The sequence below is a fragment of the Flavobacterium ginsengisoli genome, from assembly GCF_029625315.1.
Classification (GTDB): domain Bacteria; phylum Bacteroidota; class Bacteroidia; order Flavobacteriales; family Flavobacteriaceae; genus Flavobacterium; species Flavobacterium ginsengisoli.
This window is the reverse complement of the sequence record NZ_CP121110.1, coordinates 2,172,858-2,199,851: the sequence shown is the minus strand read 5'-3', so window position 1 is coordinate 2,199,851 and position 26,994 is coordinate 2,172,858. Positions and strand designations below refer to the sequence as shown.

The window sequence follows — 26,994 nt, the reverse complement described above, 5'->3', positions numbered from 1 at the left end:
TAGCAAAACATATATGGCATTTTCAAGTTTATTCCGAAAAAAACAGTGCAGGATATTCTGAAACAGGTTGCAAAAAACGAGGCAGATGGACATGAAGCATTAGGAAAGCACCTTACAACCAAAGATTTAACTGCTTTCGGGATTGCTCGCGATTGTTGGTGCGGGGATTTTCAGTACGATCGGAAAAGCAAGTGCAGATGGAGGACCAGCCGTAATATTTTTGTTCCTTTTTACTGCTCTTGCCTGTAGTTTTGCCGCTTTTGCTTATGCTGAATTTGCATCGATGGTTCCCGTTTCGGGAAGTGCTTATACGTATTCGTACGTGGCTTTCGGAGAAATCATTGCCTGGATTATTGGTTGGGCTTTAATCATGGAATATGCCGTTGGAAACATAACCGTGGCCATATCGTGGAGTGATTATTTTACAGGACTTCTCCAGAGTGGCGGCATTCATTTGCCGCAATGGATCCAGATGGATTACTTAACAGCTTCAAACGGCTTCAACGATGCCGAGGCTTTAATGCGAGGCGGAAAATCATTTGAAAATTTAAGTGTTGCTTTACAGCAAGCGCATACAGCTTGGACAACAGCGCCAACGATCGGATCTTTCCATTTTGTAACAGATATACCAGCATTATTCATTATTATTTTGATTACTGCTTTGGTTTATAGAGGAATGAAAGAATCTCGTAATGCGAGCAATTTAATGGTTGTTGTAAAACTTTGTGTGGTTCTTTTAGTTATCGCTGTCGGAATATTTTATGTAGATACGGCAAATTGGGATCCGTTCGCTCCAAATGGAGTTAGTGGAGTTTTAAAAGGAGTATCAGCTGTTTTCTTTGCTTATATTGGTTTTGATGCTATTTCTACAACAGCAGAAGAATGTAAAAATCCGCAGCGCGATTTACCACGCGGAATGATGTGGGCAATTATCATTTGTACCATTTTATATATTGCTATTGCTTTGGTTTTAACCGGAATGGTAAAATATCATGAATTAAATGTTGGAGATCCGCTAGCATTTGTTTTCGATAAATTAAACTTAAAATGGATGTCAGGAATTATTGCTGTCAGTGCAGTTGTGGCAATGGCGAGCGTTTTATTGGTGTTCCAAATGGGGCAGCCTCGTATCTGGATGAGTATGAGCCGTGATGGATTGCTTCCGAAGAAATTCTCAACTGTTCACCCAAAATTTAAAACTCCTTCTTTTGCTACTATTGTTACAGGATTTGTAGTAGCGGTTCCAGCATTGTTTTTAAACTTAACAATGGTAACCGATTTATGTAGTATAGGAACTTTATTTGCCTTTGTATTGGTTTGCGCAGGAGTATTAGTTCTTCAAAATAAACCCGAAATTCCAAGAGGAAAATTCAAAACGCCTTATATCAATTCAAAATACATTTTACCAGTTTTAATTATTGTTGGCTTGTATTATGCTTTTGCTTTCAACAGCAAGGCTACTATGGCATTCATTAATAATGAGGCACAAACTTTTGATGCAACTTCAATTGTAACTTCTTTAGATAAAGAAGATTCTCAAAAAGTTTTCAATTATTTAAAGAGCATCGATGTAAATAATAAAACTTCTGAAACTTCAGATTTGGAGCATTTATTAAGCCAATATCAAGATGATGAGGTTAAATATGCTGAGGTTGTAAAAGGACTTCCAATTAAAGATTCATTAAAATACGAAACAGGATTCCAGTTGTTCAAACACAAAATTCCTATGTGGATTTTCTTATTTGTTCTGGTTGGATTGGCAGTTTGGGCTTTTAGAAAAAATCTTTCTTTAATTCCTCTTTTAGGATTAATCTGTTGTTTGTATATGATGGCCGAATTAAGCGTTTGGAACTGGATTTATTTTACAGTTTGGCTATTGATCGGGCTTCTTATTTACTTTACTTATAGTAGAAAAAACAGTAAATTGAACTTTGTAGAAAAAATATAAGTTCAAAAAAATATATAAAAAAGCCATTCTGGATATCTCTGGAATGGCTTTTTTATTTGAGAAAAAGATAAAGAGGTTTTTCCTTGCCGAAAGTTCGTTTTTTCTCTAATTTGGACTCTCAAATTTTTAATTTATTTTTTTTATTACATGAGTTTTCTTGATAAAATATTAGGCAAAAATGAAGCTCCAATAAAATCTTATAATGATTTCTGGAATTGGTTTTTAGCAAATGAAAAAGAGTTTTTTAAAACCGTTCAAAGTGGGGAAAATATACATCAAGGCTTTTTTGATAAACTAGTGCCAAAGCTAGATGAAATTCATGAAGGAATTTATTTTCTTACTGGAATGTTCGATGATCAAACTGCCGAATTAGTTCTTACGCCAGATGGAGCAATCAAAAACATTTATGTTATTGAAGAATTAGTTAATGCTGCCCCAGAAATTAATGGATGGAAATTCACGGCTTTAAAACCAGCTTCGGATATTAATAATATTGGAATTACCTATCAGGATTTTGAATTTAGTAAAGAAAACTTAAAATTTTATCCTCGCATCCATGAAGCTTACCCAGATGAAATAGATTTGGTAATTGTTTATGATCATTTTATTGAAGAGAAAAAATCTAATGTCACTAATGGAGTGTATATTTTTCTAGACAATTATTTGGGTGAATTGCATTCTGTTGCCTTAATCGATAATTTGGTTGTTGTAGGACCAGAAAATGTTTCTGAAGAATTAATTCCAATCGAAAAATTAAAAGACTATTTAATTTGGAGAGAGAAAGAATTTGTTGAAAAATATGAAGGAACTCGACATAATACAGAAAATGACGGTTATGCCAATTTTGAAGGAAAAAGAGAAGATGGTTCTATTGTTTTGGCTTTAATTAATACTACAATTTTAGAATGGGATAAAAAAGCATCGCATCCGTGGGTTTTTATTGTTGCAATTCCTTTTGATGATTGTGATAATGGCGGATTGCCAGATGAAAAAACATATAAGCTTCTAGATGAAATTGAAGAAGAAATTATCGTTAGTTTGCCAGATTCTGAAGGATATTTAAATTTGGGAAGAGAAACGGCAAACAATAAAAGAGAAATATTTTTTACTTGTAAAGACTTTAGAAAACCAGCTAAAATTGCCGATGAACTAATTAAGAAATATAGCGGAGTTTTCGAAATAAGCTACGAACTTTATAAAGATAAATATTGGCAGTCATTTAGACATTTTCAGGCCAAATAAAATTCAAAAGCCGTTCTAATAATTCAGAACGGCTTTTTTATGGAATTGATGGAGATTCAAAAAGTTTATTTTTTTACAATCTTTTGCATTGTTTCTACACCATTTTCTAAACGGATCGTAATAAAATACAGTCCAGAACTTAGACGGCTAACATCAATACTGCTTGTATTAGATTTTCCTTCCTGAACAATGCTTCCTTGTGCAGAAACAATAGTGTATTGGCTAATTGCAATAGTAGAATTAACCATCAAGGTATGATCTACTGGATTTGGATAAAGTCTTACTGCATAGGTTTCTTCTTCTTTGGTGTCTGGGGTAATTGCCATTCTTGAAGTGCTAGAACCCCATGTATAGGAGTAGCCATCAGTTTTACTTAATAAATCGGCAGTTTGATTTGCCGAACCGCTAGAACCATTATTGAAAATGATATTAATTGATGTTGGCCCAGTGATGGTGTATTTGTAAAAACCGTTAGTATCTGCTGTCATTGTTACGCCAGGCCAAGTAGCATTTGTTGCACTTCCTGAAGGTACAGCATTCCAATAATATATTTTTGGAGTAGTTGTCCAAGTTGTAGGAGGTTTAAAGTATACAGTAAGCGTTGGAACGGCTGTAAAAGTATAAGTTTCTGTTTTTACTGCTGATGCAACTCCAGAAGTATTGACAACAAAAGCTTTTAAAGTTGTATTTGACGTAAAAGCGAATGATTTACTGCCAATTGCAGAAGCAGAGCTTGTTGTTGGAGTTGCGCCGTCTAAAGTGTAATAAATGGTAGAAGAAGTTTCGTTTGCTGTTAAAACAACACTCACAGTAGTTCCAGTTGTAAATGTTCCTCCAGGTTTAGAATTGGTAAAATCTGGAGCAATAACAGGACATCTGTTCGCAGGTTCTGCATTCAGCCAACCAGAATCATAATACTTAATTCCTGCTGTAGCACTTAAATCTCCAGTTTTTAGATTACCATCATTAAAAAGTAAATTAGAAGCACTTACTGTTGACGGAAAAGTATATTTATACCAATCTCCACAATCTTGCGTCATTGCAACTCCTGGATAAGTTACTGCAGGAGCAGTTCCAGTTGGTGACCAATAATAAATTTTAACCGAAGAACTCCAATTGGATGGTTTCTTAAAATAAACCGTAAATGTCGTAGGAGTAGAAAAAGTATAAGTTTGTGTTTTTATAGCGGAACTTACTCCCGCGGCATTCTTAACAAAAGCCTTTAATGTTGTTGTGCTAGTTATTGTAATTGCTTTACTACCAATGGCAGAGGCAGAAGCTGTGGTAGGATCTGTTCCGTCAAGAGTATAATAAATTACAGAAGTGCTTTCGTTTGCTGTTAGCGTTAGATTTAAAGTTGTTCCTGTAGTGAAATTTCCTCCTGCTTGCGAGAATGTAAAATCTGGTGCTACAGAAGGACATCTGTTTGCAGGTTCAGCACTTAGCCAACCGTTATCATAAAATTTGATTCCGCCAGTTGAATTTAGATCGCCTGTTTTTAGTGAACCATCATTAAACAATAAATTTGAAGCGCTTACTGTTGATGGGAAAGTATATTTATACCAGTCTCCACAATCTTGAGTCATTGCAACTCCAGGATAAGTTACGGCAGGAGCAGTTCCTGTTGGTGACCAATAATAAATTTTTACAGCAGAATTCCAGTTGGATGGTTTTTTAAAATAAACCGTAAATTCTGGAAGTGCTCCAATCGTATACGTTTTGGTTACAATATCAGATTGATTGCCATCTTTGTCAACCGCAAAAGCTTTAATTGTTGTAGTCTGTGTAATGTTGATTGTTTTTGTCGACTCCACAACTGGCGAAGCTGTTGTTGGAGTAGAGCCGTCAATTGTATAATACAATTTTGGCTTCGGATCTGTGCTGTCTGTTGCTGTAATTGTTACATCTATGGCTGTAGTTGAATTTCCGGCCTCAGGCGTAAAAGCTATTTTTGGTGCAACATCTAAGTTTTTCCCAACCCAAACGTGTTGAATTTTAGATTTAGTGGTATTTCCTTTTTTATCAGTTACTTCGACATAATAGTCTAATAATTTTTCTGATATTCCTGCAATTTCGGCAGAATATTGATTTGCAATTACATCTGGAAGCATGTATAAATCGGCTTGCGGATTATTGGTAACATTTCCTTTTGGAAAAACTCTTTCTGCCATAGGCAATGTTATCCAACTTCCTACTTCGCTTCCTCCAGCATAAGTTTCATTTTGATTAGAATTAGGACTATTTTTTCCATCAACATCAATTCTGTATTTTAATTCGGCTTTCTCAATACCGCTTACATCATAAGCAAAAGTATATACCGTAAAATCAGCAGAGTTTAAGAAATCTTTATAAGCATAAGGAGCTCCATATCCTTTTTCACCAGGATTATAAGGCCAACGTTGCGGAATAAATACAGATGGTTTCGTTGCATCAACTCCAGGATGGGCGTCTAAAGTTGGTTTTGCAAATTGCACACATCGATTAACAGCAAGAGTTGTTTTAATTTCTAAATCTTCAGCTAATCCATAATAAGCATTTCCGCTGTCATATCCAGCCATTAAAAAATGCCATGCTTTTTCAGCAGGACTTACCGCAGAGGTCGGATTTACAATTTCGCTCATTCTAAGATTGTTGCCTTCCAATTGCTCAGCCATAATTGCGTGGTTTTCTCCAGCAGTTGTTATCGCTTGATTCATCATATCTTCGGTCCAGCCATTCGGATTGAATTTCTTGCTAACAGGATCGTAGAAAGGCCAAAGCCAATTGGTAAACTGCGGATGTCCAAAATCTCCATCTGCGTTTACCCATGCTCCATCTTCTACGTGCACAACCGCCGATTCTGGAACAGGATTATCATATAGATATTGTGGAATCGTAGTAGCGATGTTTCCATTTGCAGAAGATGCATGAGAAAATCCCGTTACCGATTCATTGTAATAAGACGATCCGCCACCCCAAGCATTATCTCCATCATGAGCAAATAAGACCAATGGAGGTCTAGGCGAAGTCGATGCTTTTGCCACAATTGGAGCAATTAATGAAGTGCCTATTGCAGCGTATCCATCTTCATAACTCTCGTAATCTGCCATTGGAACCACAGTAATTTTATATTCTTGAGCAGTTTCTGGATCAACATATTTCGCTTTATATGGAAGATAAGAATAAGGTACTGCAAACTGTCCGCCTCGAGCATCTTTTTGGGCAGAGAACCAAGTTCCTCCAAGCGTTTCAACCTGATCGGCTTTGTTTGGAAGATCACACATGGTTCCGCCAGAGCCATATTTTATAGGATAATCGGCTAAAGTTCTTGATAAATGGCTGTTAGCAATTACCGACCATTCAATACCGCATTCTGCTAAAGTTTTTATAATTCTTTCAGAAAAAGCGCATTCTGCTGGCCAATATCCTTTAGAATCATGGCTTCCAAATAATTGAGCGCTGTAATATTGATGCGCTTTTATTTCTTTCTTTAAAGCTTCATCACTCAATAAAGGCGAAAGCGCATGATGCATAGTGAAAGAAACGACTTCCATACGAGAAAATCCGCCAGAAGTTTTCCACGCTTTAGCATCTTTGATATTCTGTGTCCAAGAATTAGAATATCCCCATTGATTTGCTTGGGCTAATTCATTCACATTTTCCATCAAAGAACCACCGTAAGTAATTTGAGCTCCTGCTTTGCTCAAATCACGAATAGAATTAATTGCATTTTTTGGTGCAAATTGATAAGCGGCAACACGATCTCCGGCACCAAAAATTTCTTCAAGATTGTTTGTTGGATGCGCCAGACCATTTTTGTCATTGTTGGCACCAGAAACTTTCAGGTCTTGCGATTCTTTTACGATTTGATAGCGATTTGGATTTTTCTTACTTATATCTCCCCAATAAGTCGGTTGGTGAAGATGCCATAAATAAGATGTATGCACTTGTGCTTGCAGAAATAAAAAAGGAGCAAACAATGCATAAAACAAAAGTAGGTGTTTTTTCATAATTTCATTTTAGTTAGTTAAGTGGTTAAATTTCTGACAAAAATATATTTTATTAACATTTGAAATACGTAATAATCTGAAATTCAATCACTACAACGTTTTAGTGTTTACAACTTTATTAGAAACGATGAGTTAAAAAACATTAATCGTAAAATTTGTTAGTTTTTAGTGTGTAATTCATTTTTTAACTATTTAAGTTGTTGTAAATGAGTTTTTAATGGTTTTTTTTATAAACGAAAAAAATCCGCTAAGAGAAGAAAATCTTTAGCGGATTTAAACAAACTAATAAAAAATCGTGCAAATTTATTTATAGAGAAATGTTTCGTTTTTATAAGACTCCAAGCTCTTTCATGCAAGCTTTCATCATTTCGTAAGTGCGTTGAATATCGTTATCCAAACCAATAGAAAAGCGAATCAAACCATCAGTTAATCCCATTTCTTTTTGTTCTTCTAACGGAATTTCACTCGAAGTTGAAGTTCCTGGCGCACTAAATAAAGTTTTGTAAAAACCTAAACTTACCGCTAGATAACCTAGATTTCGTTCTTGCATTAACTCCATTAATTCATTGGCTTTTTCTAAAGAACCAACATCAATTGTCAGCATTCCGCCAAAACCATATTCTGGATTAATCATTGTTTTGTACAATTCATGACTCGGGTGACTTTTCAATCCAGGATAAACCGTTTTTAAACCATCTTTTTCAAATTGGTCAGCCAAATAATGCGCATTGTGACTATGCTGTTTGATGCGAATATGAAGTGTTCTCAAGTTTTTCATCACACTTGCCGAACGCAAACTATCCATTGTTGGACCTAGAAGCATGCTCGCGCCAGAATTTACATTTTTCAATGAATTAATAAATTCTTTAGATGCACAAGTTACACCGCCAACAGTATCACTGCTTCCATTAATATATTTTGTCAAACTATGAATTACAATATCTGCACCCAATTTTGCAGGAGAAACCGATAAAGGCGAAAAAGTATTATCTACAACCAATTTCAAATTGTGTTTCTTAGCAATTTTAGCCAAACCGCTAATATCTGCCACTTCTAATAACGGATTGCTCACTGTTTCGCAATACAAAACTTTAGTTTTTGACGTTATCGCGACTTCAACAACATCGAGTTTTGTAATATCAACAAAGCTCGTTTCAATTCCGAAGCGAGGTGTAAAATTCTTTAAAAAAGCATAAGTTCCGCCATAAATCGTTCGGCTCGAAACAATATGATCTCCGGCACCACACAATTGTAATAGAGTAGGAGTAATAGCGCCCATTCCTGAAGCTGAAACATTTGCTGTTTCTGTTCCTTCCATTGCTCGCCAAAGCTTGATCCAGATATAAATTACTTGGCGAAGAATGGCGCGAATACAAATAACAGCCTTCCATATTGCCTTCAAAAGTATCAAACATGGTTTTTGCCGATAAAAAAGTATAAGTCGAAGAATCTGAAATCGACGGATTTACTCCGCCAAATTCGCCAAAATATTGTAGATCCTGAATTTTATCTGCTGGTTTAAAATCTTTCATTATAGTTAGTTTTTTGTTTCAAGTTTTAAATCGTTTCTGTTGGATTTTTAGTCAAAGAAAAGTTTAATTAGAAAAAATGTCAATAAGTATTTATTTTTATAGATTTTAAAACTATAAAAATGATTTTATGTTGATTTTTAATCTAAATTTGAGTTGTAAAATGCAATTCTGTAGATTTTCTTTCATCTTCAAAAACAATAGATATGATTCTTGACGAAATCGATAAAAAACTCCTCGTTCTGCTTCAAACCGACAGTAAAAAGACCAATAAAGAATTGTCTTTAAAACTCAATTTGTCAGTAACAGCAGTTTACGAACGAATCAAAAAACTAGAACGAGAAGGAATAATAAAAAGCTATGTGGCTTTAGTTGATAAATCTAAAATCGAAAAGGGATTTGTGGTTTTCTGTCATTTAAAACTCATTCAACACACCAAAGAATTTCTGACGAAATTTGAAAGCGAAGTCATCAAATTAAACGAAGTTCTTGAATGCCATCACGTAAGCGGAGATTATGATTATATACTGAAAGTCTTGGTAAAAGATATGGAAGCTTACAGAGAGTTTTTAGTCACAAAACTAACTTCATTACAGCATATAGGAAGTACACAAAGTATGTTTATGATTAGTGAAGTGAAGAATTCGACGGTGATTTCGTTCTAAGATACTGAGATGCTAAGATTCTTAGATTCTAAGTTTTTTCTCTGAGACTTTCTATCGTAAAATAAGTTTTAACATAATTGAATCATTATAAATCTTAAATTTGAGTTTAAATGCAAATAAAAATGGAAACGATGGAATTAAGACGTAAGCTTATAAAAGATTTTGGTAAATTCATTGACGACGATTCAAAGTTAGAAATTTTGGAAAGCGTTTTTGATGCCATTAATCATGATGAAAAAGAGTCAATTGTTCCCGATTCACATTACAATTTAGTTGCCGAAGAAAGAGAAAAATATCTGTCTGGAGAAATAGAGGCAAATAGTTGGGAAGAGGTCGAGCAACGTTTGAATGCTAAATATGGTTTTTAAAATTAAAATTTTACCATTAGCAGAAAAAGAAATTGATGAATCTATTGAATTTTACGAAAGCAGAAGTAAAGGTTTAGGAAAGCAATTTTTAACTTATTTAAGATCTTATCTCAAGGTTTTAAAAACAAATCCAGAATTATTTGAAATTAAAAAGCAACCAGGTTATCGTGAAATGACTTTGGTTAAATTTCCCTTTGTTATTATTTATGAGATCATCGGAAATGAAATAGTAATTTATTCTGTATTTCACACTTCAAGAAATCCTGAAAAGAAACCTTAACTAGAAGGTTCAAAGATTCAAAGTGACAAAGGTTTTTGTTCTCATTTTATGTCATTTCGACGAAGGAGAAATCCTCGCAAGTAACTCCGCAACGAGAACCAAATCTTTGTCAAGCTTCTCGCTAGGATTTCTCCTTCGTCGAAATGACAATATTGTGTGATAATCATTGATAAAGATAAGCTTTGCGAACCTTGCGTGACTCTTAGCGCACTTTGCGGTTAAACTAACAATTCAAAAAAAACTTTGCGTCTTCGAGCCTTCGTGGCAGAAAACCCACACCCAAAATTTCACGCAAAAAACATTGAAAATTAAACTTCAAAAAGAACTTTATTCCTTAAATTTGTGACGCTTAAAATAAAAAGATAAACTATGAGTTCATTTGACGTAGTCATTATAGGTTCAGGTCCTGGCGGATATGTATCAGCAATTCGTTGCGCACAATTAGGTTTCAAAACTGCTATTGTAGAAAAATATAATTCATTAGGAGGAACTTGCCTTAACGTAGGTTGTATTCCTTCAAAAGCATTATTATCATCTTCTCACCACTATTCAGAAATTGCTCATTTTGCAGATCACGGAATCGAAGTTTCTGGTGATGTAAAAATCAATTTAGAGAAAATGATTGCGCGTAAACAAGCTGTTGTAGATCAAACCGTAGGTGGAATTAACTACTTAATGGATAAAAATAAAATTACTGTTTTCAATGGTTTAGGTTCTTTCGTAGATGCAACTCATATTGCTGTTGCTAAAGCTGACGGAACTTCAGAAACTATCGAAGCAAAATATACTGTAATTGCTACAGGATCAAAACCATCTTCTTTGCCGTTTATTAAAATTGATAAAGAAAGAATCATCACTTCTACTGAAGCCTTAGCTTTAAAAGAAGTTCCAAAACACTTAGTAATCATTGGTGGTGGAGTTATCGGGATCGAGCTTGGACAAGTTTACCTTCGTTTAGGTGCTCAGGTTTCTGTGGTTGAATTCATGGACAGAATCATTCCAGGAATGGACGGAGCTCTTTCTAAAGAATTAACTAAAGTATTGAAAAAACAAGGAATGAAATTCTATGTTTCTCACAAAGTAAAATCAGTAGAAAGAAACGGCGATGCTGTTGTAGTTCAAGCTGAAAACGCAAAAGGAGAAACAATCACTCTTGAAGGGGATTATTCATTAGTCTCTGTTGGTCGTCGTCCTTACACAGACGGATTAAATGCTGACAAAGCTGGAGTAAAAATTTCAGAAAGAGGACAAGTTGAAGTAAACGATCATTTGCAAACTAGTACTCCAAATATCTACGCAATTGGTGACGTTGTTCGTGGAGCAATGTTAGCGCACAAAGCAGAAGAAGAAGGAGTAATGGTTGCTGAAATTTTAGCGGGTCAAAAACCACACATCGATTACAACTTAATTCCTGGTGTAGTTTACACTTGGCCAGAAGTTGCCGCAGTTGGGCAAACTGAGGAGCAATTGAAAGCTGCTGGAGTGAAATATAAATCTGGAAGTTTCCCATTCAAAGCTTTAGGACGTGCAAGAGCAAGTGCTGACTTAGATGGATTTGTAAAAATCTTGGCTGACGAAAAAACAGATGAGGTTTTAGGAGTTCACATGATTGGTGCTCGTACAGCAGATTTAATTGCTGAAGCGGTTACTGCAATGGAATTTAAAGCTTCTGCTGAAGACATTTCAAGAATGAGCCACGCACACCCAACTTTCGCGGAAGCGGTAAAAGAAGCAAGCATTGGCAGCTACAGAAAATAGAGCTTTACACGTATAATTTTTTACGTTAAACAATAAAGAAAAACCGTCAGAATTTACTCTGACGGTTTTTTTATTCTTTAATTAATTTGAAAGTATAATAAGTTTCTTTGTTTTTGGAATAAACACTGTAAACGTTTTTTGCTTCATCATAAATTTTATATCGATATTTATCGCCCTTTACACTTAGGTTTTTTCGTGACAAATTGTTACTTTCAATAAATTCAAGTTCAAATTCACAATTGCCTCTTTTTTTATAGAAAAGTTTAGAAAACGTGTTGTCGCTAAATTTTTCTATCCAAAAATTTCCATTTATAGTAACTTCTACTTTTTTTCTCTTTCCTCCCAATAATAGAATTTTTTACATTCGTCAAAACTATTGCATTGTTCTTTTGAAATGTGATCCAAAGGTTTTTCATTTTGCATTCCCCATCCATTTTGTGTAGAGTCTTTAGGGAAAATTGCATTAAATTCATTACAGTTTTTTTGCAGGCGATAGATCATTTTTTCAAAGGCTTCCCGTTGCGCTATCGTATCTTTAAATTTTGCCAAAAAAGGCATTACATGAGATTTGTTAATGCTATTAAGTCTTATCTCATCGTTTAAAATTCTATTTTGAATTAATGACTTGCATATTTCGTTATTTAAAGAATCTACTGTTTGTATAGTTTGAGATTGGCAGGTAAAAGAAAATAAAATAAAAAATAGTAATAAATGGATTCTCATTTTTGTGTTATTGATTGTCGTTCAAATTTAATGCTTTGTAGCTCATGTAACGGGATCTTTTTAAAAATTTCGAATCCTGTTGCTTTTTTTGCTTCTTAAAAATGTAAACTTGAACAAAAATTTTGTAAATTAGATGTGTATTTATGGAACTATCTTTATGATTATTAAAAAGATAGTGCTATGAAAAGTAAATATATCGCTCCAATTCTAATTGGAGCAGGAATAGGAATCGCATTGTACTCTTGTGGAGGCGGAATTCCAAAAAATGCAAAAGCTGTAACAAACTTTGACAGCAAAAAATATCTCGGAAAATGGTATGAAATTGCCAGATTAGATTACAAATGGGAAAGAGATTTGAACAATGTAACTGCCGAATATTCTTTAAACGAGGATAATACAATAAAAGTCGATAATAAGGGCTATGATGTCAAAAAAGACAAATGGGAACGAAGTGTCGGGAAAGCTAAATTTGTCAAAAAGGACAATATTGGTATGCTGAAAGTCTCATTTTTTGGTCCTTTTTATTCTGGTTACAATGTCGTAGCAATCGATACAGATTATAAATACGCGCTTGTGGCTGGAGAAAGTTTAAAATACATGTGGATACTTTCTAGAGAAAAAACAATTCCTGAAAGTATCAAAGCAGATTTTCTTATCAAAGCTCAGGAAATTGGATATAAAGTAACCGATTTAGTTTGGGTGAAACACGATAAGATGAATTAAAACAAAAAAGCCTGTCGGATAAAATTTGACAGGCTTTTTTGTTTTTATTTAAAAATGATTTACGCAGTAAAAACACTTTTATAATTATCCCAGTATCTGTAAATCAAAAATAAATTTCCTAGAAAAAGTAGCGCTGCAATTGGCAGACCGTTAGGTGTTAGGAAATAATTGATAAACAAAATATTTACCGTAATTGGTAAGATCAAAATGTTTGCTAAAGTTACATAACGCCCAGTTACAAATGCAATTCCGCATAGTAATTCGATAGATTTTGCTAGAGGCATTAAATACGTAGAAGCCATTAAACCAACATTAAAGGCTTTAAAATCTCCTGTAGTTTCTGGCTCAGGCATTAGATGGAAAAAATAACTGATAGAGGCAAAAAGCAACAAAAGGCCAATTAAAACACGGACAATAATTGTGGCAATTTTCATAATACTTAGGATTTTTTTAGGGTTAAAAAATATAATTAAGTCATTGGAAAAGATGCAGTCTAAAAGCTCAAAATAGAATCGCAGATTATTTTTTTTTGAGATTCTTTTTTAAGGATTTTACAATCAAATTAGGGCTGTTTTGGGATTAATCTAATTGTATATCAAATATAACGAATTTTTTCTTATAAAATAAATGTCTTCTTAACAGTTTTGTAATGTAATTCAAATCGTTAGATTATTTTTTTCGCTTTCCGCTAATGACAGAATTTTGTCGTAATTTTGACCTTTAAAATTACCATTTTTGAGAGTTTCCATTCATAAAAATATTGCTAATCCAAAACTGTTTAAAGAGCGAGCTTTTAAGTTGGGCGCAGCAATTTCGCGAAGTCGTTTTTTTAGACAGCAATTCTTATCCGCAGCAGTATTCCAATTTTGACTGCATATTGGCAGTAGATGCATTTACTTCTTTACAAACAGATTATTACAATGCTTTTGAAGATTTAAAACAATATCAGCAAAATACAAAAGACTGGCTTTTTGGATACCTTTCTTATGATTTAAAGAATGATGTCGAAAAACTTCAATCGAGCAATTTTGATGGTTTGCATTTTCCTGATTTGTTTTTCTTTCAGCCTAAAAAGATTTTTATTCTGAGAGGAAATGAACTTGAAATACAATATTTAATGTTTTGCGATGACGAACTTGAAGAGGATTTTAATGAAATAGTCGAAAGTCGAAAGTCGAAAGTTGAAAGTAAGGAAAAGCTAAATATTCAACAACGTATTTCTAAAGAATTATATGTTCAGAAAGTGAATAAAATGCTGGAACATATACATGTTGGAGATATGTATGAAGCGAATTTCTGCATGGAATTTTATGCTGAAAATGCAGTTATTAATCCGTTAGAAAAATTTCAGAAGCTTAATGAGATTTCACAACCGCCTTTTTCGGTTTTCTTTAAAAACTATAAAAACTATCTGCTTTCTGCATCGCCAGAACGCTATTTAAAAAAAGAAGGAGATAAGATCATTTCTCAGCCAATAAAAGGAACTTCTAAACGTTTTTCTGATCCAATTGAAGATGAAAAGTCGAAAAATATTTTAGTTTCAGATGCCAAAGAACGAGCAGAAAATATCATGATAACTGATTTGGTTCGAAATGATTTATCGCATACAGCACAAAAAGGTTCGGTTGTGGTTGAAGAACTCTGCGGAATCTATTCTTTTCTGCAAGTGCACCAAATGATTTCTACAATTACTTCAAGATTAGATTTGCAATATTCTCCGGTAGACGTCTTAAAAACAACCTTTCCGATGGGAAGTATGACAGGTGCGCCAAAGATTTCTGTAATGGAAATTGTGGAGAATCTAGAAGAAACCAAAAGAGGATTATACAGTGGCGCAGTTGGCTATTTTACACCTGTTGGCGATTTTGATTTTAATGTTGTAATCAGAAGTATTTTATACAATCAAGAAAATAAATATGTTTCATTTTCGGTTGGAAGCGCCATAACATCGCTTTCAGTTCCAGAAAAAGAATACGAAGAATGTTTGCTAAAGGCAAAAGCAATGCACGAAGTTTTGCAGTAATTTTTATTCGCCACCAATTGCACAAATTTGCACGAATTATTTTTTTTTGCCACAGATTAAAAAGATTCGCACAGATTTTTTAATCATTTTAATCCTTTTAATCTGTGGCTATTTTATAGAATTTAGCAAAAAAAAATTTGTGGAATTCGTGGAATTCGTAGCAAAAATATATTCGCTTAACATTTCGTTTAAAAATAGATCGAATTTAATTTTTTACTTTTATCAGATGTTTTCAAAATTTCAAAATCATATCGTTTCAAGGTTTCCCTTTTTAGCACAGAAAAAGCTTTTTTTGGCTGTGAGTGGCGGGTTAGACAGTATGGTTTTATTACATTTATTAAGTAAAATGCCTTTTGAGATTGCTGTTTTACATTGCAATTTTCAACTTCGCGGATTGGAAAGTTTTGGAGATCAGGAATTTATTCAAAACTATTGCGATCAGAATAATATCTCGATTTTTACCACTCATTTTGATACTGAAGCTTTTGCGAAAGATTATAAATTATCAACTCAAGTTGCTCGCAAGAGAACTTCGCTACAGTTGGTTTTATGAACTTTTGGAAAAAGAAAACTTCGATTATATTCTCACAGCACATCATGCCGATGATAATTTGGAAACTTTTATTATCAATTTAACTCGCGGAACAGGATTAGAAGGTTTAACTGGAATTCCAGAACAAAACGATAAAATTATTCGTCCGCTTCTGCCTTTTTCTAGAGAAGAAATTTTGAAATATGCAGAAGAGAATAAGATAGAATGGCGTGAAGACAGCAGTAATGCTTCTACTAAATATTTGCGAAATAAAATCCGTCATAATTTGGTTCCGATTTTAAAAGAAATTAATCCTAATTTCTTAGATGCTTTTCAGAAGACACAGTCATTTCTTCAAGAGTCAAAAGAAATGGTTGAAGATGCGTCGATCATGATTTATCAACAAGTTGCAAAAGAAGCAGGTGATGACATTCATTTCGATTTAAATCAGCTAAAAAAACTTCCGAATTATAAATCGTATCTGTATCAATGGCTTAATGAATTTGGTTTTACAGCATGGAATGATATTTATGATTTAGTTGAAGGACAATCAGGAAAACAAGTTCTTTCGGAGGAATTTAGATTGCTAAAAAATAGAGAAACGCTCATCTTAAGTCCATTTTCTGAAATGCCAGAAGAAAGCGAATATGAAATTGGCGAAAACGAGACAGAAGTTAATTTTCCCTTAAAAATGAGTCTTTGTAACGTTGGTCACACAACATTCGGTTCAAATAAGGTTATATTTGTCGATTCCGATAAAATCCGCTTTCCTTTGATTTTACGTAAATGGAAAGAAGGAGATGTTTTTCAGCCTTTTGGAATGAGAGGAAAATCTAAAAAAGTTAGCAAGCTTTTTAAAGACGAAAAATTATCATTAATTGAAAAAGAAAAAACTTGGATTTTATGTTCTGAAAATGAAATCGTCTGGGTTGTTGGAATAAGACAGGACGAACGTTTTAAAATAGAGAAAACCACAAATCAAATACTAAAAATAGAATTACAATAATGAACTTTACTCGAAATCTTCAGACAAATTTGTCAAAAAATATTTGGACTAAAACCATTTTACTGTTCGTGTTTTTCTTTGCTTTTGCAAAAGGTAATGCACAAATATTAGAACCCGTAAAATGGACTTCTAAAATTGAGAAAAAAGGAAACAATGCAGTTTTAATTTTTGATGGAACAATCGAAAAAGACTGGCATATGTATTCGCAATTTACTCCAGACGGCGGACCTTTGGCATTAGAAATAACTTTTAAAAATCAAAAAGGAAATTACGAACTAGTTGGAAAAGCTAAAGAAGGTAAAACCAGAACAGCTTATAATGATGTTTTTGGTGTAGATGAAACTTTCTTTGAAGGGAAAGCACACATTGAGCAAGAAATAAAAATCACAAACCCGAACTTAAAAACGGTCGATGTAGATTTTGATTTTCAGGTTTGTAAAGAAGTATGTATCAATTCGAACAAGAAATTCTCGATTGCAGTGCCTTCGACTTTTAAAATAGATGAAATTCCAGTTGTAACTGAAGCTAAAGCTGATGAAACCAAAGTGGTTGGATTGGCTATTGATACTGTTAAAAAAGAAGAAACAGTTCAGCCAAAAGTTGAAAAGACAGCAGAAGCTCGCTGAAGAAGAAATTCCTGCGCCAGCGCCTGCAAGAAGTTTGTTTTCAATCTTTTTCATTGCTTTTTTATCAGGATTTGCGGCATTGTTGACCCCTTGCGTTTTCCCGATGATCCCGATGACAGTGAGTTTCTTTACTAAACAAAGTAAAAGCCGTGCAAAAGGAATTAGAAATGCGATTATCTACGGATTTTCTATTATTGCTATTTATGTAATTTTAGGTCTTATTGTAACTAAAATATTTGGTGCAGATGCCTTAAACGCTTTGTCTACAGATGTTTGGTTTAACTTGATTTTCTTCGTTATCTTAATCATTTTTGCTACTTCATTTTTGGGAGCTTTCGAAATCATGCTTCCTAATTCATGGGCAAACAAAGCAGATCAACAAGCTGATAAAGGCGGTTTAATCGGAATATTATTTATGGCTCTGGCTTTGGCAATTGTGTCATTTTCTTGTACAGGGCCAATTGTTGGAACTTTATTAGTTGAAGCGGCATCAAACGGAGGAATTGCTCCAATTGTTGGAATGTTAGGTTTTTCATTGGCATTAGCACTTCCGTTTATGTTATTTGCCATGTTCCCAGGTTGGTTAAATTCGTTACCAAAATCTGGAGGATGGTTAAATACGGTAAAAGTTGTTTTAGGGTTTTTAGAATTAGCATTAGCATTTAAATTCTTATCAAATGCAGATTTGGTTTTACAATTACATTTCTTAGAAAGAGAAGTTTTCATCGCAATCTGGATTGCTATTTTTGGAGCTTTGACCTTATATTTATTCGGAAAAATTACATTGCCTCATGATAGTCCAACACACCATATTTCTGTTGGACGATTGTATTTAGGATTACTAACTTTAGTATTTACAATGTATTTAATTCCTGGACTTTGGGGAGCACCTTTAAAGTTAATTAGTGCATTCCCGCCTCCTCCGCAATATAGTGAAAGTCCGTTTGGAGTTGGAGGATCAGGAAATGGAGCAGTTTCTTCAGAAGCAGGAAAAGGTTTGCCTGAAGGAGCAGAATTAGGTCCGCACGGAATTATGGTTTTCCACGATTACGAAGATGGTTTAGCTTATGCAAAGCAAATCAACAAACCAATCATGTTAGATTTTACAGGGTACGCTTGTGTAAACTGTAGAAAAATGGAAAATAACGTTTGGTCTGAACCTGCAATTTTACCAATTCTAAAAAATGATGTGGTTTTAATTTCTCTTTATGTTGATGATAAACGTGAATTGCCAAAAGAAGAGCAATTTACAACTGCCGCTGGAGATAAAATTATTACAGTTGGAGATAAATGGACAGATTTTATGATCTCAAAATATAAAACCAATACACAGCCTTTATATGTTATTACAGATTTGGAAGGAAAAAATATGAATACTTCTAAACCGACAATTAGCTACGTAAACGCTGACGAATATTTAGAATGGCTAAAAGAAGGAATTGCTAATTTTAAATAATGAAGTTTTCTATTTTTTTAGATTTAATAATAAGTGGAGCATTTGCGTTAGTTGCGTTTTTATGGTATTTAGCTAGTAAAGATAATGTAAAGACACGTCGAGAAAAAGGAGATGATGAATCGATTACAAAGTCTGAGATTTTTAGATCTTGGTTAATAATTATCTTTTTATGCATATTATGTCTCGTTTATTTTTTCTCGTTCATTGTCTCTCTTTCGTTTTAATCAAAAAAAAAGTAATATATAAAAATAAAAAGGTTTGATTTTAATTCAAAAAGCAAAAAGCACTCTAAGTCAAATTTAGAGTGCTTTTTTATTTATCAAGTAATGTGAGAAAGGGAATTTATTTTTATAAGAATTCTCCGTGTTGAGAGATGTCTAATCCTAGTTCTTCTTTTTCTTCAGTAACTCTTAGAGGAGTAATTTTGTTTACAATGAAGAATAAAGCGTAAGAAGCTACAAAGGCAAAGATTGAAACAATCACTAAAGCAGTTAATTGGTTAATGAACAATGTTGGAGTTCCGAAGATTAAACCTTGATTATCTCCAACTGCAGGATTAACTGCTTTTGAAGCGAAAACTCCAGTTAAAAGCATACCTACCATACCACCAACACCGTGACAAGCAAATACATCAAGAGCATCATCGATTTTTCCTTTAGGGAATTTGCTTACTACGATATTACTTACAATTGCAGAGAATAAACCAATGAAGATTGCGTGAGGAATACTTACGAAACCAGCAGCAGGTGTAATAGCAACAAGACCAACAACAGCTCCGATACAAGCTCCTAGAGCAGATAATTTATGTCCTAAAATTTTATCAAGGAAAACCCAAGCCATAGCAGCGGCAGCGGCAGCAACAGTTGTTGTTCCTAAAGCTTGAGCAGCAAGACCATTTGCTCCTAAAGCAGATCCAGCGTTAAAACCAAACCATCCGAACCAAAGTAAACCTGTTCCTAATAATACATAAGTAATTCTAGCAGGATTAACTTTTTGAACTTTTCTTTTTCCTAAGAACATAGCTCCAGCCAAAGCAGCCCATCCAGCGCTCATATGCACTACTGTTCCTCCGGCGAAGTCCAGAACTCCCATTTTGAAGAAAACTCCATCAGGGTGCCATGTCATATGAGCAAGAGGAGCATATATTAAGATAATGAATAAAACCATGAATAACAGATAAGCCCAGAAACGAATACGTTCTGCAAAAGCACCTGTAATTAATGCAGGAGTAATGATGGCGAATTTTGCCTGAAATAATGCGAATAAAATAAATGGAATTGTTGGTGCAAGACTCCAAGCTGTGTTAGTTCCAACTCCTGCAAAGAATAAATTCTGAGATGGGTTTCCTATAATTCCACCAATTGTTGGTCCAAAAGCCAATCCAAAAGCAACAACTGTCCATAGAATAGTAACAATTACCATTGCCATAAAACTTTGAAGCATAGTACTAATTACGTTTTTCTTACCTACCATACCTCCGTAGAAAAATCCTAATCCAGGTGTCATTAACAATACAAAAGCAGTTGCAACGATCATCCAGGCAGTATCTCCAGTATCAAATTTTACAGCTTCTGCAGGAATTGGGTTGTCTGCAATAATAAAATTTGAAATAAAGGTTAGTACCAAAATCGTGATAAGAATCACACTTAAAATAATTTTTCGCATAGTTATTTAGTTTTAAATTTTTTATAAAAGTATAAAATCATTTAATACCCCCTAAAAAAATAGGGTTACATGTTTAATTTTTGTTAAATTTAAAATTTAACCCCTATCATTTTGCGTGAATTTCTTAAAACAAACTTAAAATTTACAATTTGACAACATTTTTTTTTCACTTACCCTCAATTTTGATAATTTTTGGGGTAATTGATTGCTATTTTTTGTAGGATAATAGATATTTGTTGTTTAAAAAACGTCTATAGTTGGTTGTAAAGGATTTTTTTGAATCATTTTAACAATTTTGATGATTATAATTTAAGGATGAAAAATAGAAGTATTAAGTGGGGAATAGTAGGATTGGGAAATATTGCAAGTCAGTTTGCATCAGATTTATTATTGATTGAAAATGCTGAACTGACAGCAGTTGCTTCTAGAGATTTTTCTAAAGCAGAGGAATTTGGCGGAAAATTCAATGCATTAAGAATGTATAATTCTTATGATTTGCTTTTTGAAGATCCAGAAGTTGAGATTGTGTATATCGCAACTCCTCATAATTCGCATGCCGAATTATCCATAAAAGCGTTAGAGAAAGGAAAACATGTTTTATGCGAAAAGCCAATGGCGCTATCTTACAAAGATGCCGAAAGAATGATTGAAGCTTCCAAAAAGCACAATACGTTTTTTATGGAAGCTTTTTGGACTCGATTTATTCCATCAGTTCAAGATGTTTTGCAAAAAATCAATAAAGGAGCAATCGGTAAAGTAAATTATATAAAAGCCGATTTTGCCTTTCATGGAAGTGAAAAAGAAAACAAAAGACTTTTTGATAAAGAACTAGGAGGTGGGGCATTATTTGATATTGGCGTTTATCCTTTATTTCTCTCCTATATAATATTAGGGAATCCGAAAGAGATTTTGGCGAAAGCAGTTAAACATAAAAACGATATTGATTTGCAGACTTCAATGATTTTGCAATACGAATCAGGGCAATCAGTTTTACATGCTTCTATAGTTTCAGAATCTGATATGAAAGCTGTGATTTCTGGAACAGAAGGAAGAATAGAGTTGAATGCGCCATGGTTTGTTGCCGATGGTTATTCTCTATTTAAAAATGAAGAAAAAGAAGCAACTTTTACTTTACCAATTTTAGGAAAAGGATATTCTCATGAAATTATCGAATGCCAAAATTGTATTTTGAATAATGAAATTGAGAGCAAATTGTGGTCACATCAGAATTGTTTGGAGTTGAGTAGTATTGTGGAAGTGATTAAAAATCAAATTATGTCAGCCTTTTTAGAATTAAATTATTTTTTTGTAATAAAATATTTACAATTAATTATTTTTCATTAGTTTTAAAAACAATTAATGAATAGATAATTATGTTAGTAAAAGTTTACGGAAGTGCCGTTTTTGGAGTCGAGGCCACAACAATTACAGTTGAGGTTCATATGGATAAAGGAATTGGCTATCATTTGGTTGGGCTTCCAGATAATGCCATAAAAGAGAGCAGTTATAGAATCGTCTGCTGCTCTTAAAAATAATGGTTACAGTCTTCCAGGAAAGAAAATCACAATCAATATGGCACCTGCTGATCTTAGAAAAGAAGGTTCTTCTTATGATCTAACTTTGGCAATGGGAATTTTAGTCGGTTCAGACCAGATTAAAGCTCCAGAAATAGAGCGATATATTATTATGGGAGAACTTTCTCTCGATGGGAGTTTGCAGCCTATTCGCGGAGCATTGCCAATTGCTATAAAAGCGAAAGAAGAAGGCTATAAAGGTTTTTTTCTTCCGATTCAAAATGTAAAAGAAGGCGCAATTGTAGCAGGTTTAGATGTGTATGGAGTTTCCAATCTTCAGGAAATAATTGATTTTTTTAAAGGAAAAGGAACGCTAGAGCCAACAGTTATTGATACAAGAGCAGAATTTTATAAAACATTAGATTTTCCCGAGCATGATTTTTCAGACGTGCGTGGGCAAGAAAGCATTAAACGCTGTATGGAAATTGCGGCGGCGGGCGGACATAATATCATTTTAATTGGTCCGCCAGGAGCAGGAAAAACAATGTTAGCAAAACGTGTTCCGAGTATTTTACCACCAATGACTTTGCGTGAAGCCTTAGAAACCACTAAAATTCATAGTGTTGCAGGAAAGTTAAAGGAAGTCGGATTAATGAATCAGAGACCATTTAGAAGTCCACATCATACTATTTCTAATGTTGCTTTGGTTGGTGGCGGAAGCTATCCTCAGCCTGGGGAAATTTCGATGGCGCATAATGGTGTTTTGTTTTTAGATGAATTGCCAGAATTTAAACGTGATGTTTTAGAAGTGATGCGTCAGCCGTTAGAAGATCGCGAAGTAACTATTTCGAGAGCTAAGTTTACCATTACTTATCCTTCGTCTTTTATGCTGGTAGCAAGTATGAATCCAAGTCCAAGCGGATTCTTTAACGATCCGAGCGTGCCAAATACTTCTTCTCCACAGGAAATGCAACGTTATATGAGTAAAATTTCTGGACCATTATTGGATCGAATTGATATTCATATAGAAGTTACTCCTGTTCCTTTTGAGAAATTGGCTGATGAAAGAAAAGCAGAAAGCAGTGTAGAAATTCGCAAACGAGTTACAGCAGCTAGAGAAATTCAGACCAAACGATTTGAAACGGTAGAAAATGTTCATTACAATGCGCAAATGAGCAGTAAACTCATTCGAGAATTTTGTGTTTTAGACGAACCTTCAAAAGAACTGCTAAAAACTGCAATGGAACGATTGAATCTTTCCGCGAGGGCTTATGATAGAATTTTGAATAATAAACTTAATTACATATAGCAGATTTTTTAATATTTGATTTAATAGTAATAAAAGTTTAAACTGCTTTATACAGAATTGATTATGTATTTTAAAAAAAAGGTGTGTAGTCAAATACACACCTTTAAATTAATCGGCTAACGATTTACTTAATTACCTAGACTTATAGTTAACAATGAATGATGAATCATTTGTGTGTAAGTTATTATTACTTTCTCTAAAATAGTAATCTACACCATTCAATGTCTTTTTAAATGGTTAGTCATTAAAATCCATTATGAGATTAATGTTTTGTTTATTCCGTCCAAAAATGATCGGAATAATCAACAATTCAATATGTTCAGCGATATTCAATATATGTTTTTTGATATTAATATTACGAACTCTATATATGCTAAGTTTTAGGCTGGTTTTAAGGCGTTTTTTTGTTTAAAATTAGCACAAGTATCAAAAATCAAAATAAATACCTCAGAAGCTTTCTAAAAGCGTTTAAGGTTGTTTTTATATTGTAAGGTTCACTTGTAGAAAATTCATCAGTTGAGGTTTTGTAAATTTTAATTAGAAAGACTAAATCAAGCTGAATTTTTTTGAGTGCTTATTACTTGATAATTTAAAGGATAATAAAAAAAAATGTTTTTTGTAGGTATTGCTAGTATGAATAATTTTATTCTAATATGTATTAATTAATTACACTTAAATAATACCTAAATATATACTTAATACCATACCCATTTTTTTTCTTTTCCTTCTTATGTGTGGAGTAAAGGGAAATTGTTGATAATCAATTGTTTGCAAAACATGTTTTTTTGCTATAAAAATCGGTTAAAATTTGATGGAAATATTTAAAAATGCAACCCGATATTTGGTCAAATTTTAGGTAAATGATTTGTGAAAATTAGTTTGATTTACATTTGATTTACTTTGTATTAAAATCAATATACATTTATTTCAAAATCTTATAGATTATCATTCGACTTTTATATTGCCATTTTCATACCTCAAGAATTAGATAGGGCAGTAATCCTTAAATCTATAATTGAACCTATTTTAAATAAATTACTGTTTTATATCTTATGTTTCAAATTCAGATGCTTAGTTTTTTTGAGTTACTGTCAATTTTAAAGTATAGTCTAATCGTAATACATTTTTGAATTAAGAATTAAACATATTTACTCATTTTTAATTGTATCAAAAAAAACCACTCTAAAAATGATACATGAAAACAAATTTCTTATGTTTGCATTTATAAAAATCTAAAACATGAAAACTGCCAAATATATTCGAGTTAGTACAGCTGAACAAAATATCGATAGACAATCAACCTTTAACCACATCCAATATATTGATAAGTGCAGTGGTTCAATTCCCTTTAATGAACGTCCTAGTGGGATAAAATTATTAAAAGATATATCAAATAAAAAAATTAGCAAACTAATAGTTCATTCAATTGATAGATTAGGTAGAAATGCTTACGACATTCAAACAACACTTAACACTTTAAATAATCTTAACATAAACGTATATGTAGAAAACATCGGCTTATATTCTATGATCGAAAACAAACCTAATTCCATATTCAAGATTATCACTGATGTTTTAAGTAATGTAGCCGAAATGGAAAAAATATCTTTAATTGAAAGACAAAGAGAAGGCATTTTAATTGCAAAAGCAAAAGGAATTTATAAAGGCAGACAATTAAATACTATTGAAACACCCCAGCAATTTTTATCCAAATATAAAGAATCACATTTAGAATTAATTAAGGACAAAAATTATTCTGTTAGAAAGCTGGCTTCAATTACTAATTTGTCAAACAATACAATAGTAAAAATTAGAAAAATATTATTGCCTCAATAGAGTATATAAAAAAGAAATTTTATTAATCACATTAATTTCAGGCTTAAGTACTCCATCTATGAGTTCTTTAAGTTCTGACTCAATACATGTAATCTTTTTTGGGTAGTTTTTGTAAAATAAACTGTAAAAATGAATAGTTTTGAGGTTATCCTCATGAACATACATTTCATTATTTAAAATTTCAACATTATTATCATCTTTGAAATAGAGTTGAATTTCATTATAATTATTTTTATTGATGCTAATTTTATTTTTAAACACAGTATCAAAAGCAACTATTAGCGAACTAATTTTACTATTCAACTCCTCACTAATACCATAAATTATAAATTCTAAGTGCTTACTATCAATTAATTGAATTTTGTAAAACTTGTCAATTTCATCTTTCAACTCTTTTTTATGGTGTGCTTTTAGTCCATTTATCAATTCAAAAGTCATAACTATATCTTCAATTGTAGAGATTTGATAATCTCTCTTTGAAATTATATTAGTTAAATTAATATATGGACTTTCTAATTTTATAAAAACCTTTAATAAAAACTTGATGTCAATCAACAAATCATATGAATTCAATTCTTCTTTTTCGCCACCATCTAATATGCCATGACTATATCTATTTCTTAGTTGAGGAATGTGATATTGAAAATAATCAAAATAATAAGTGCTTAAATAATAGTAATCTCTTAAAGTATCCACTTTATAGAATAGCGATTTATCACTTACAGAAGAAGAATCAATAAAATTAAGCATTTCAGAAAAAATCCCTTCAATTTGCGACAACGCAAGTCCGTAAAAACTAACCCATCTTTTACGATTATACAAATATTTGAGCTCTTCAATAATTCCTTTTCGATCTTCCGTTAATGGCAATAAATCAAGGTGATAATCAATTTCTCTAAAAATTTCATCTTTATTTATAATCTTAAAATATAAACGATAAAACTTATTCTTGTCTTTTTCATAAAGGATTTCCATCTCGTCTGCGTGAGAGTCAGAAAACTCATCTAACCTATGTGCAGATTTACTAATTAAATTATGGTTAAAATAGCCATTAGAATATTTGTCTGACGAATAATATGGAAAGTCATTAAATCCTATGATAAAACTAATTGGAATAATTTTTGGAAATAAAGTAGACCTTGCAATTGCTCTATTTTTTAATCCATCTTTATAAATAAAATCAATGATCTTTTGTTGCTCGTCTATACATCTAAAATAATAATCTAAATATGTTCTTTCAATATGCATTGAAGGTCTTTTATCCTTTTCTCTAAAATCTTTTATATATTTTAAACCAGAATAGTACTTAATATTTGAATTAATATTTAGGAGATGCTTTTCGGCTTCAATTTTAAGATTTTCATAAATTATTTTAGGTGCATTTTTTAATCTCAAAATGTCATCTAAAAATCTTTGCTTATAAGATTGTTTGATTTTTTTTTCATTTGTAATTATATCTTTTTTACTAGCATCATTACCTATCCTTGAAATTGAACTACGCAAAAGATTTTTCAATCCAAAATAATCTAAAACTTCTCCCGCATTCTCTTCAATAGATTTTTCAGTATTCTTCAGTCTCTTATTGATAGGAGAGATTGATGATAAGGAAAAATAAATAATATCATCTAAATTATCAAACTTAAAGATTCCTTTATCGATTAAATGTTCAATAAAATCTTTTCTGAAACGGTCTAGATCCCATAAGCTCTTTTTATAGTCTGCTAAATTGATTTTTTTATTATTTTCTAAAGTTTTCAAATGAGTTTTTTTTAAATTTTAAAAAAAAGGTATACAATAATAAT

13 protein-coding genes and 6 pseudogenes are annotated in these 26,994 nt (G+C 32.7%); 13 read left to right on the top strand and 6 right to left on the bottom strand.

Going from position 1 to position 26,994, the window contains the following annotated elements:
* The first annotated feature begins 13 nt into the window (after positions 1-13).
* Together P5P87_RS10315 and P5P87_RS10310 are read left to right on the top strand one after the other, a co-directional pair.
* Positions 14-1,948, top strand: a pseudogene (locus P5P87_RS10315) (amino acid permease).
* Between the two features lie 147 nt (positions 1,949-2,095).
* Entirely contained in the window at positions 2,096-3,190 is a 1,095-nt protein-coding gene (locus P5P87_RS10310) for a DUF695 domain-containing protein (protein ID WP_278022474.1), read from the top strand.
* A gap of 65 nt (positions 3,191-3,255) precedes the next feature.
* On the opposite strand, the gene P5P87_RS10305 is transcribed toward P5P87_RS10310, so the two are convergent.
* Positions 3,256-7,179 (bottom strand): starch-binding protein, encoded by a 3,924-nt coding sequence (locus P5P87_RS10305; RefSeq protein WP_278022473.1) that lies wholly within the window; start codon positions 7,177-7,179, stop codon positions 3,256-3,258.
* A gap of 328 nt (positions 7,180-7,507) precedes the next feature.
* Positions 7,508-8,711, bottom strand: a pseudogene (locus P5P87_RS10300) (aminotransferase class I/II-fold pyridoxal phosphate-dependent enzyme).
* Between the two features lie 203 nt (positions 8,712-8,914).
* On the opposite strand from P5P87_RS10300, the gene P5P87_RS10295 reads away from it, so the two are divergent.
* From P5P87_RS10295 to lpdA, 4 genes and pseudogenes are all read left to right on the top strand, one after another.
* The gene (locus P5P87_RS10295; RefSeq protein WP_198856780.1) at positions 8,915-9,373 is read left to right on the top strand and encodes an Lrp/AsnC family transcriptional regulator; all 459 of its coding nucleotides are present in this window, start codon (positions 8,915-8,917) and stop codon (positions 9,371-9,373) included.
* A 110-nt stretch (positions 9,374-9,483) separates the two neighbouring features.
* Positions 9,484-9,741: a hypothetical protein gene (locus P5P87_RS10290; protein WP_278022472.1), complete on the top strand. Its 258-nt coding sequence runs from the start codon at positions 9,484-9,486 to the stop codon at positions 9,739-9,741.
* Entirely contained in the window at positions 9,731-10,021 is a 291-nt protein-coding gene (locus P5P87_RS10285) for a type II toxin-antitoxin system RelE/ParE family toxin (RefSeq protein WP_278022471.1), read from the top strand. Before P5P87_RS10290 ends, P5P87_RS10285 begins: the two co-directional genes overlap by 11 nt.
* A gap of 369 nt (positions 10,022-10,390) precedes the next feature.
* Positions 10,391-11,795 (top strand): annotated as a pseudogene (gene lpdA, locus P5P87_RS10280) (dihydrolipoyl dehydrogenase).
* Between the two features lie 305 nt (positions 11,796-12,100).
* On the opposite strand, the gene P5P87_RS10275 reads toward lpdA, so the two are convergent.
* Entirely contained in the window at positions 12,101-12,502 is a 402-nt protein-coding gene (locus tag P5P87_RS10275; RefSeq protein WP_278022470.1) for a hypothetical protein, read from the bottom strand.
* A gap of 180 nt (positions 12,503-12,682) precedes the next feature.
* On the opposite strand from P5P87_RS10275, the gene P5P87_RS10270 reads away from it, so the two are divergent.
* On the top strand, positions 12,683-13,225 hold the full coding sequence (locus tag P5P87_RS10270) for a lipocalin family protein (RefSeq protein ID WP_278022469.1): 543 nt from the start codon (positions 12,683-12,685) through the stop codon (positions 13,223-13,225).
* Between the two features lie 59 nt (positions 13,226-13,284).
* Here the strand turns inward: P5P87_RS10270 and P5P87_RS10265 are convergent, their stop codons facing one another.
* The gene (locus P5P87_RS10265; protein WP_198856784.1) at positions 13,285-13,659 is read right to left on the bottom strand and encodes a DoxX family membrane protein; all 375 of its coding nucleotides are present in this window, start codon (positions 13,657-13,659) and stop codon (positions 13,285-13,287) included.
* Between the two features lie 326 nt (positions 13,660-13,985).
* Here P5P87_RS10265 and P5P87_RS10260 point away from each other — a divergent pair, with 326 nt between their 5' ends.
* From P5P87_RS10260 to P5P87_RS10250, 3 genes and pseudogenes are all read left to right on the top strand, one after another.
* Positions 13,986-15,248, top strand: a complete 1,263-nt coding sequence (locus tag P5P87_RS10260) for an anthranilate synthase component I family protein (RefSeq protein WP_278022468.1) — start codon at positions 13,986-13,988, stop codon at positions 15,246-15,248.
* A 226-nt stretch (positions 15,249-15,474) separates the two neighbouring features.
* Positions 15,475-16,786: pseudogene (gene tilS, locus P5P87_RS10255) on the top strand (tRNA lysidine(34) synthetase TilS).
* A pseudogene (locus P5P87_RS10250) lies at positions 16,786-18,868 on the top strand (protein-disulfide reductase DsbD family protein). The pseudogenes tilS and P5P87_RS10250 overlap by 1 nt, the downstream one beginning before the upstream one ends.
* Before the next feature lie 348 nt (positions 18,869-19,216).
* On the opposite strand, the gene P5P87_RS10245 reads toward P5P87_RS10250, so the two are convergent.
* On the bottom strand, positions 19,217-20,533 hold the full coding sequence (locus P5P87_RS10245; protein ID WP_198856788.1) for an ammonium transporter: 1,317 nt from the start codon (positions 20,531-20,533) through the stop codon (positions 19,217-19,219).
* A 315-nt stretch (positions 20,534-20,848) separates the two neighbouring features.
* On the opposite strand from P5P87_RS10245, the gene P5P87_RS10240 reads away from it, so the two are divergent.
* The 3 genes and pseudogenes from P5P87_RS10240 (at position 20,849) to P5P87_RS10230 (ending at position 25,192) form a co-directional block, all read left to right on the top strand.
* Complete coding sequence (locus P5P87_RS10240) at positions 20,849-21,877, top strand: Gfo/Idh/MocA family protein (protein ID WP_278022467.1); 1,029 nt, start codon at positions 20,849-20,851, stop codon at positions 21,875-21,877.
* Positions 21,878-21,906: 29 nt separating this feature from the next.
* Positions 21,907-23,332, top strand: a pseudogene (locus tag P5P87_RS10235) (YifB family Mg chelatase-like AAA ATPase); the annotation flags it as partial.
* Positions 23,333-24,595: 1,263 nt separating this feature from the next.
* Positions 24,596-25,192 carry a recombinase family protein gene (locus tag P5P87_RS10230; protein ID WP_278022466.1) on the top strand — a complete coding sequence of 199 codons (597 nt, stop codon included), beginning with the start codon at positions 24,596-24,598 and terminating at the stop codon, positions 25,190-25,192.
* Here the strand turns inward: P5P87_RS10230 and P5P87_RS10225 are convergent.
* Positions 25,178-26,950 carry a hypothetical protein gene (locus P5P87_RS10225; protein ID WP_278022465.1) on the bottom strand — a complete coding sequence of 591 codons (1,773 nt, stop codon included), beginning with the start codon at positions 26,948-26,950 and terminating at the stop codon, positions 25,178-25,180. The two genes, P5P87_RS10230 and P5P87_RS10225, sit on opposite strands and share 15 nt — an antisense overlap.
* Positions 26,951-26,994 lie beyond the last annotated feature (44 nt).